Origin of the sequence: Pseudoalteromonas sp. SG45-2 (genome assembly GCF_014164115.1) — a bacterium.
Lineage (GTDB): Bacteria > Pseudomonadota > Gammaproteobacteria > Enterobacterales > Alteromonadaceae > Pseudoalteromonas > Pseudoalteromonas distincta.
Genome location: NZ_JACJEO010000042.1, coordinates 1 through 9345, shown reverse-complemented (window position 1 = coordinate 9345; position 9345 = coordinate 1). Strand labels below are relative to the sequence as shown.

Sequence of the window (9345 nt, the reverse complement as noted above, 5' to 3'; positions counted from 1 at the left end):
GGTATTTGCTTAATGGTCGTTATGTCGGTTTTGGATATCGTAAAACCAGTAAGGGAGCAAACATGCAACGTATGGCTAATTGCCGTCGTTGAAACGATTAACGGTCAATGTCTGCTTTTCGCTCTAAGCGGACTAGAAAAATTTCACAAAATTTATTAATTAAATTTATAAATTCTTAAACACTAGGATGATTAAAAATTTATTGCCAAAAGAATTCTGGAATCAAATTTAGATTAGATCTATTTAATAAAATTAGAGGGCTAGTGCTTTTTTAAATCATGCAATTGATAAAAAACTTTAGTCTCGTTGTAACTTCAAGATACCTTAGAGAAGCCAGAGCAAATTGATGGCATTTTAAGTTCAGGCAGAACCAGACTCAACTACTGAATCTGGTTCGTGCTATAAATAAGCTCGTCATCATATTTTTAAATTAAAGCTGTTATTTACCTAACAAACATCCAAATACCGGCAGCTATCATAAATAAGTTTTCTGTTAGAGAGATAAACCCTAGTGGTACGTTACTGTCACCGCCTACACACGCACATTTTAACTCTCGTTTATCTATATAGACTGCTTTTATCACTGAAACAGCACCAACCCCACCTATGAATAATGAAATAGGGGCAATAATATAGGCTGGTAACCCGGCTATCATTCCAATGCCAACAAATGCTTCTAAAAATGGGTAAACATAAGCGTACCTGACTACTTTCATAGCGACTAAGTCATAGGTTATAAATGAATTAGTAAAGCTAAATAAGTCTTGAAGCTTTTGTATTGCTAACACTGCCATTGTTAGGGCTACAAACAGTTCAGCGGTTTGCATTGATAATAAGCTATTATCCGATGCAAAACTAAATGCCACACTAAGCAAAAAACTAACCGAAAAAATCGCAATCACGGGCGTGTAAGTTGTACCTTCTTGGGCTGCTTGTGGCTTATTAAAGTAATCACGTAAATCGTCGTAGCCACCTATACGTTTATTATCAATAAATGCTTGAGGTGTAGTTTCTACACTGTGTTGTTTTTTAAATTCATCTGTTTGCTCTCGAGAAGTTAAAAGCTGATCATCAACTGTATATCCCTCTCGCTCTAGTAGGTCTTTTGATTTTAAACCAAACGGACAAATATGCTCATCTGTTGCCATTCTAAAAAGTTGGGCTGATTTACTCATGCTTTACTCCTTATGTTATGCGGTTTATTTATTTATTTGAATTGAAATCTGGAACAGCTCTTAATTGTGCTTGAGCATTGGTTTGTGCAATGCCGTTTTGCTCTATATCTTTTAGGAGCCATTGCATTTCTTTTATTTCTCGCTCTTGGGCTTCAATTATATTTGTAGCAAGCTTTTGAACGCGTTTATCTTTGATTTTTGCCCTGTCACTGGTGAGTATGGCAATTGAATGATGTGGGATCATCGCCGACATCCATGAGCTATCATCAACAGTCACTTGTGAGCGAACTAAAAATAAACTTCCTGCAAATACGGCAACACTAGCAATGAGTACTGTTATATTTTTCTTTTTATCTTTATACATATTGAGCATGAAAAGTAGCATTATCACTGCCATCGTGGCTCCCATATAAAGCGCCATATAAGTACGAGTTTCACTAAAATAAACATGACTAAGTTGGTAGGTGTTCAAATACATCAATACAAACATGGTTATTGTGGATGTTGCTATCATTAAAAAAAATTTTGAATAGTGTGACATTGTATTGCTCCTTAAAAGTTTTGTATTTTGTTTTTACATGTGAGTAATTTTTACACTATCAAGCTCACAAATCAGTGTTTCCTGTTGTGTAAAATGGGTATTTAATAATTAACTCAAGAATTATGCCGTTAGGCTAAAATTGCTCGCTGGATTTACTTATGTATCTGTAGGTTTCTTCATTTGAGTTGTCAGTGAGTAGTTCAATATTATATTTGTGAAATATACCCTCCATTTCCATTCCGGGAGTGCCAATAGGCATGGCTGGTACACTTAAGCCTGTAATGTGCGGAGCGTGTTGCCCAGATAAAAACTGTTTTATATGTTTAACGGGAACATGACCTTCAAATACAAATCCATCGGCTGACACGGCTGTATGGCATGAGCGCATATTAGGTTTTATTTGATACTGAGATTTAATCGACCCCATGTCATTAACGTTAATTGCTTTTGTTTGAATATTGTTTTCACTCAAATGAGCAATCCACTTATTACAACATCCACAATTTTTACTTTTATAAACGGTAAGCTCAATTTCAGGTTTTTCTGAATTTTCATAGATTATTGATGTTTTATGCTGTTTTTCGATACTCATTGCCGAAAATGACATAGTTAATGATAAAAAAAACGCTGAGGTAATGTAGATTACTCGCATTGTTAACTCCTTAATTAGACCAGTGAATATGAGTGATTTTCCAACCTTTATCGGTGTTTTTTAATGTGATTGATTCCATTCCCGTAGACTTAATATCTTTCCCTTTATACTTTCCTTGAGTTTTACTTCTTGAAATTGAGTAAGCTATGTCTCCATTTGTGTGAACTTGATGCTCTAGCAGTTCACTATCAACTGCACTTAAGAATTTCATATCCGCTATCATATGATGGTTCGCGTATACATCTGCAGAACGCTCAACAATTCCGCCTTCAAAAATGACGACATCGTCGGCCAGTAATTTACGGGCACCTTTGGCATCGCCTTGTTTTAGGGATGCATGAAATAAGCTAACTGCCTTTGCAGCTTCGCTATCAACATTAACAAAGACCCAGCCTTTTTTTGTGTGCTCTTCATGGGTGTGTGCGTTCACAGCAAAAGAACTAACAGCGCTAAAAATTAGTAGCAATAAAATTTTTAAATTAGAGGATTTAATTAACATACATTTTCCTTTTTTATTAATCGTTAAATAGGCGGACCAACAAGTGTTGTAAATACACTTGTTGTAATAAGTACAAATAGGGCAATTAATATTTCAACAGTGATCGAGCGTTTTAATATACTTATATGGTGTTGTTGAGTGATTTGCGGGACTAAAAAAAGCTTATGCCATGCACCTAGTAACAGCATCGCGCTGACGAGTAACAGCTTTAATAAAATTAGTTGCCCATAATTTGATGTAAACAATGCAGAAAATGACTCTAGGTACTGCAGGAGCAGAGTTAAGCCCGAAATAAGTAGTACAAATACAATAACAATAGCGAGTTGACCAAAGTAATGCATTAACCGCTTTACTTCACTGGTAGGTAGTAAAGTGCAGCTTTTGTAAAGCGGCCACAATGACCCTAACCAGCTCGCAATGGCAATAAGGTGAAAGGTTAAAATACTTTTCACTAACCCATTTTCATTTGCACTGTGCCCAGTAAAAGTGAAGCTATAAGCGATAAACCCAAGCATGATTAGTATAACGGCAACGTTTTTATAACCTGCTACGTTATCATCTGATTCCACACTCCACATACATGCGCTAATTAGAGCAATAATAAGCGCTGGTATTCTAAACGTTGCTTGGTCACCTATGACTGATTGCCAAACAATTTCAAGCATAAAGGGGTCAAACATTCCCATAAAGCCTGATTCAGCCATTGCTCCAGCTTCTATTGGTACTTGTAAAAGTGCAGCAATACTACCTGTAACTACACACGTAATTTGCCAACGTTTTAAGAACTGATAAAAGCTAATTAAGTGATGCCCTGCAACATTGCTGTTGCCACACATAAAGCGCATTAATAAAGTGCCCGCAAGCCCTGAAATTGCGATATAGCTTGCTAGTTTTAATAATAGTAAGAGTACTGACCATTCACTTAATTGCATTATGTTGCTACTTAATGATTATGTTTGCTGTGGGTATTAGATTGTACTTGCATCATCTTATGCGATTCACTTTTGTGTACCATAAATCTAAACGTGTCGGTCATTTTATGTCCATCACCACCCAGTGCTGTCCATTTAACCGTGTAAGTGCCTTGGACTAAGCTCGGCAATGACCAACTAAAGTCTGTGCTTGGGGTAGAGCTTGGTTTGAAATCAAAGTTTATTGATTTATTTTTTTCATCTTTGATGATGACTTTTGCTAGCCTTACTTCACCACCAAAAGTTAACGAAAGTTGCTCTGGGCTTTTCATTAACATGGCTTCTTGCGCAGGTGTTGATTGCTTGAGTGATATATGCGCTGATGCGGAAAATGTAAGTACTAAACCTAAAATAGCTACTGCAGAATTAAAAAACTTCATAATTACCTCTTATTTAAAATGATTAAAACCAAAATTTAATACCCGTAACAAATGCGGTGTTGTTGCTACTTTGTCCACTTGATGTGGCATAGTCGGCGGTATTGCCAAATTTATTGCTCCATTCAACGCCAATATAGGGCGCAAACTGGCGTGTAAATTCATAACGAACCCTAAAGCCAATCGCGCTGCTTGATAGGCCACTTCCAAGTTCGTTTTGTTTATCGTTTTTGCCATAAAGTGTAATTTCGGCTCGCGGTTGTATAATTAGCTTTTGCGTGAGTAATAGTTCGTACTCTGCCTCTAACGTAAATGCGGTATTGCCTCGCTCACCTACGTATGCTGTCATATCAAGTTCAAACCAATAAGGGGCTAAACCTTGTAAGCCAAAAGCCAACCATTGCCGATTTTCACCTTCTTTATTGTAATCAAGACGAACACCTGCTTGAGTATCCCAATATGCTGATACGGCGTGACCCCATAAAATATCGGTTTGGTTTTCTTCAATACTTCCTTCGCTGAAATCACCCTCGGTTTTAATTACCAATCGATCAAAGGTAGTGCCGTACCATGCTTGTAAGTCAAATACACCTGCGTTTGCTTGCTCGTTATATTCAAGACGATCGCCTAGTAATGCGTAAAATGGATGCTCATCAGCGAGTGTTAATCGCTCATTGCCCTCAAGCGCATATGGGCCTTCTGTTAAAGTTGTTCCCGCAGAGTAAGCATGGGGGTCTCTTGCATCTTTAGGTGCACTTCCTCCTTGTGGTTGCATCTTAGCGCTATTCATTTGTGCCATTTCACTTTGCGCTAATAAAGGGAAACTAATTAATGAAGCCCCTGTTAACATTAATAAACCTAATGATTTAGATAGTTTTAATTGTTTCATGATACGACTACCTCTCTAAACATACCGGCATCCATATGGAATAATAAATGGCAATGCCAAGCCCAGCGACCTACATCGTGAGGGGTGGTTAAAAAGCTGATTCTTTGTGCGGGTTGAACAGGTATCGTATGACGTCGCACTTGCACATCACCTTGCTCGTTTTCTAAATCACTCCACATACCATGCAAATGCATAGGGTGCGTCATCATGGTATCGTTTTGTAAAATAACTCTTAAACGTTGGTTATGCTTCATATGCACTGGCGTGCTTTTACCAAATTCTAAGCCATCAAATGACCAGCTATAACGCTCCATGTTTCCGGTTAAATGCAGCTCAATTTCAGCTTCTGGCTCTTGCTGGTTAGTGATCCCTTCAAGTGAGTGTAAATCTGCAAGTGTTAAAACACGACGACCATTTTTACGTAAACCAATACCAGGATCATCAAGATTTGTTCTAGGCATATCAACGCGCATATCAACTGAAGCTCCATACTCCGTTTTTGCATGACGCACTTTAGAGCTGGCAACCGCTAATGGGTTTTCAGACATACCATGTTTGCTATGATCCATCGCCATTGCACCGTGGCCCATAGCGCTATGATCCATTTCTTTAGAGTTCATACCTGACATGCCTGCCATACCAGCCATTGCAGAGTGCTCACCGCCGTGGGTCATATTGCCCATCATATCGGTCATCGTTAACCATTCAACAGGGTCAAGTGCAGGTACTGGCGCATCAATATTAGGCGAGCTTGATAAAGTTCCTTTTGCGTAACCAGAGCGATCCATACTTTGAGCAAAAATCGTATAGGCATCATTTTTAGGCTCAACAATTACGTCGTAGGTTTCACCAGGGCCGAATCTAAATTCATCAACTGTCACTGGTTCAACGTTTTGCCCATCTGCTTGTACAACCGTTAGTTTTAACTCGGGGATACGCACGTCAAAAAAGCTATTACTAGAGCCATTAATAAACCTTAACCTAAGCTTTTCACCGACTTTAAATAATCCACGCCAGTTTGCCATTGGAGTACTACCGTTCATTAAAAAAGTCATTGCTGATGCAGATAAATCAGCTAAATCTGTAGGATTCATTCGCATCTGATTCCACATTTTTCGGCGCTGTAGAGCATTTGAAATACTGCTGCTTGAAACGTCATCGAAAAACTCTGGGACAGTGGGTTGATTGAAATTAAATACATCACTCTGTACTTTTAATTTACGGAACAGCGCCATTGGGTCATCATCAGTCCAATCAGATAATTGAATAACATGCTCGTTATCTGCACTAATAATATCGTTTTCTCGCGGTTCAATAATTAATGCACCGTACATGCCTGTCATTTCTTGAAAGCCACTATGTGAGTGATACCAATATGTACCGCTTTGTTGCAGTTTAAATTTATAAACAAAGGTTTCGCCCGGCATAATGCCTTTAAAGCTGATACCTGGTACGCCATCCATTTGATACGGTAAAATAATGCCATGCCAATGAATTGAACTCGGTACTGATAACTTATTTGTTACTCTAATAGTAACGTCATCGCCTTCTTTGAGGCGCAAGGTAGGAGCGGGTATAGATCCATTGATAGTTGTCGCCATACGTACTACGCCAGTAAAGTTAACCGGCGATTCATCTATAACCAGATCAATTACTTCGCCGCTAAGTTCGGGCACAGTGCCTGTTATTGTTCCTGCTACTAAAGATGATGCAGCATGTAATACACTCGGAAAAGCAGCAAGTACACCTCCTGCAATTAAGCCTTGAACAAATCGTCTTCGTGGTGTGCTAACCTGTTGTGATGACTTTTTAAACCCCATTTCCTTACTCCTTCATAGCAGAATATGTATTGAGTATAGAAAATAGACCTGTCTTCAACATGACGCGAACATTACAAAGTTGTAATCTTGGTGTCATGTTGCTGTAGTGACAGATACTGCATAATATTTGCAGAGGTAGTTGTTAGGACTTTAATGAAGGAATTGTATGCGCTTATTAGTTGTTGAAGATGAAGCAAAAACGGGAGATTATTTAAAACAGGGACTAAGTGAAGCTGGTTTTCAGGTTTCTTTGGCGCGCAATGGTCTTGACGGTCATCACCTAGCAATGACCGAATTATTTGATGTAATAATACTTGATGTCATGTTACCTGACGTATCCGGTTGGAAAATTTTACAGTCGCTACGTGAAGCAGATAACAAAACCCCAGTACTATTTTTATCTGCTCGCGATAGCATAGACGATAGAGTAAAGGGGCTCGAACTTGGTGCTGATGACTATTTAATAAAGCCTTTTGCTTTTGCTGAAGTTTTAGCAAGAGTACGCACTCTTATTCGCCGTGGTGCAGTACAAACAGTTGACGATATACTGATCGTTGCTGATTTAGAAATGGATATTCCAAAGCGAAAAATACAACGTGCAGGCAAGCGTATTTTATTGAGTAATAAAGAGTTTAGCTTACTTGAACTATTGTTACGGCGCGAAGGTGAAGTACTGCCACGTTCGTTAATTGCTTCTCAAGTATGGGATATGAATTTTGATAGCGACACCAATGTGATTGATGTTGCCATTCGTAGGCTAAGAGCAAAAGTTGATGATGACTTTACTATTAAATTAATTCATACAGTTCGCGGTATGGGCTATAAATTAGAGGTTGAAACTGATGGCTATTAAGTCACGGCCTTTATCACTTACGATGCGTGTTGTGTTGTTTGTGGCTGTAACCGTTATTGCGTGCTTAACTTTAGTTGCCACCTTAATAAATAGTTCGATAAAACATCATTTTTTCCAGCAAGATAGTAGTGAACTGCATGTTATTAATCAATCTATTGAATTAGTTTTAAGACAACACTATAAATCAAACCTGAAATTTAAAAATGAATTATCTAACGCTGTAGCGGGTCATCACGGTGTTTACTATCAGGTAAATACCGCAAAAGGAGATCTCATTTTTCAAAGCTCTGAACGAGATTTTAGTGATTTTGTAATGAGTGCTAAGGCTTCAACTGGCTTTAACCGTAACAACATTACCTCATGGCAAAATGATACCCACACCTACCGAGCTCTGGTGAGTAATTTAAGTACTGAGCAACAGCAATACAAAATTACTACAGCGATAGACATGAGCTTTCATTTACACTTTCTCAATCAATTTCAACAAAGCCTTTGGGCCATTATGTTTGGCTCAGCGGTACTCATTTCATTGGTGGCTTGGTTTGCTGTACATCAAGGATTAAACCCTTTACGAGGTTTAAGTCAGAAAATACACGATATCCAAACTAATAAAATGGATGTAAGGCTCGATGAAAATAAAGTGCCTATTGAGCTTGTTAATATGGTGCAGTCGTTTAACTCAATGCTCGACAGGCTCCAGGGTGAATTTATTCGCTTATCAAATTTTTCTAGTGATATTGCTCATGAACTACGAACTCCACTAACGAATATAATTACTCAAACACAGGTTGGATTATCTAAAAAAAGGCAGTTGGAAGAGTATCAAGAATTATTATTTTCTAACTTAGAAGAACTCGAGCGATTAACGAAAATGGTTAGTGATATGCTTTGGCTCGCCAAAACTCAAAACGGGCTAATTAAACCAGTTCAAAACACTCTAAAAAGCCATGATGAAATTGAAGTGTTATTTGAGTATTTTGACGCTTTGGCTGAAGACTCATTGATTGCATTTAATAAAAAAGGTCAAAACCTTTGTTTTTATTGTGACAAATTACACTTTCGTCAATTATTATCAAACTTACTATCCAATGCAATTAGGTACGCTCCAAAAGGCTCATCAATCACTGTAAACAGTGAAATGACCACCGCTGAAAAAATATGCATTTCAGTGATTAATACAGGGGAGGGAATACCTTCTGAGCATTTACCTTATTTATTTGACCGCTTTTATCGACCTGATAAGTCGCGGCAACGACACAGTGACGGAGCAGGTTTAGGGCTTGCAATAGTTAAAGCTCTAGCGCAAGCAAACGGTGGAGATATAGAGGTCAGTTCAAATAATCAAACTACCAGCTTTAAAGTTTATTTAAATTTAGTTAAAAGCTAATTATTAAAACCAATAACTCAATGTTTGCTTGTAGCTCTTTGGCGAAGTTCAGCTAAGTGCCAATAGCAGACATTTACTTAATACATTAAAACAGATTAAATTGATGAGAAATGATGGGCATAGGGGTCGTTCGCAATTAATTCCGGTCGAAGTTTAAAACTCTTTGATGCTATTTCAGCAT

10 protein-coding genes are annotated in these 9345 nt (G+C 38.0%); 2 read left to right on the top strand and 8 right to left on the bottom strand.

Going from position 1 to position 9345, the window contains the following annotated elements; genetic code table 11:
* Positions 1-443: 443 nt before the first annotated feature.
* The 8 genes from H5116_RS19795 to H5116_RS19760 all read right to left on the bottom strand — a co-directional run bounded on the left by H5116_RS19795 (position 444) and on the right by H5116_RS19760 (position 6924).
* Complete coding sequence (locus tag H5116_RS19795; protein ID WP_002963060.1) at positions 444-1175, bottom strand: MauE/DoxX family redox-associated membrane protein; 732 nt, start codon at positions 1173-1175, stop codon at positions 444-446.
* Between the two features lie 28 nt (positions 1176-1203).
* Positions 1204-1716: a DUF305 domain-containing protein gene (locus tag H5116_RS19790; protein WP_010388415.1), complete on the bottom strand. Its 513-nt coding sequence runs from the start codon at positions 1714-1716 to the stop codon at positions 1204-1206.
* A 133-nt stretch (positions 1717-1849) separates the two neighbouring features.
* Entirely contained in the window at positions 1850-2368 is a 519-nt protein-coding gene (locus H5116_RS19785; RefSeq protein ID WP_002963058.1) for a DUF411 domain-containing protein, read from the bottom strand.
* 10 nt (positions 2369-2378) lie between these two features.
* Positions 2379-2867, bottom strand: coding sequence for a DUF4440 domain-containing protein (locus H5116_RS19780; protein ID WP_002963057.1), 489 nt, complete (start codon positions 2865-2867; stop codon positions 2379-2381).
* Positions 2868-2890: 23 nt separating this feature from the next.
* Positions 2891-3799 (bottom strand): copper resistance D family protein, encoded by a 909-nt coding sequence (locus H5116_RS19775; RefSeq protein ID WP_010388414.1) that lies wholly within the window; start codon positions 3797-3799, stop codon positions 2891-2893.
* An 11-nt stretch (positions 3800-3810) separates the two neighbouring features.
* Positions 3811-4218, bottom strand: a complete 408-nt coding sequence (locus H5116_RS19770; protein ID WP_010388411.1) for a copper resistance CopC family protein — start codon at positions 4216-4218, stop codon at positions 3811-3813.
* 22 nt (positions 4219-4240) lie between these two features.
* The gene (locus tag H5116_RS19765) at positions 4241-5104 is read right to left on the bottom strand and encodes a copper resistance protein B (protein WP_002963237.1); all 864 of its coding nucleotides are present in this window, start codon (positions 5102-5104) and stop codon (positions 4241-4243) included.
* On the bottom strand, positions 5101-6924 hold the full coding sequence (locus H5116_RS19760) for a copper resistance system multicopper oxidase (protein ID WP_010388409.1): 1824 nt from the start codon (positions 6922-6924) through the stop codon (positions 5101-5103). The genes H5116_RS19765 and H5116_RS19760 overlap by 4 nt, the downstream gene beginning before the upstream one ends.
* 166 nt (positions 6925-7090) lie before the next feature.
* Between H5116_RS19760 and H5116_RS19755 the strand changes: the two genes are divergently transcribed.
* Positions 7091-7777, top strand: coding sequence for a heavy metal response regulator transcription factor (locus H5116_RS19755; protein ID WP_010388408.1), 687 nt, complete (start codon positions 7091-7093; stop codon positions 7775-7777).
* Positions 7767-9164 (top strand): heavy metal sensor histidine kinase, encoded by a 1398-nt coding sequence (locus tag H5116_RS19750; RefSeq protein ID WP_182716908.1) that lies wholly within the window; start codon positions 7767-7769, stop codon positions 9162-9164. Before H5116_RS19755 ends, H5116_RS19750 begins: the two co-directional genes overlap by 11 nt.
* Positions 9165-9345 lie beyond the last annotated feature (181 nt).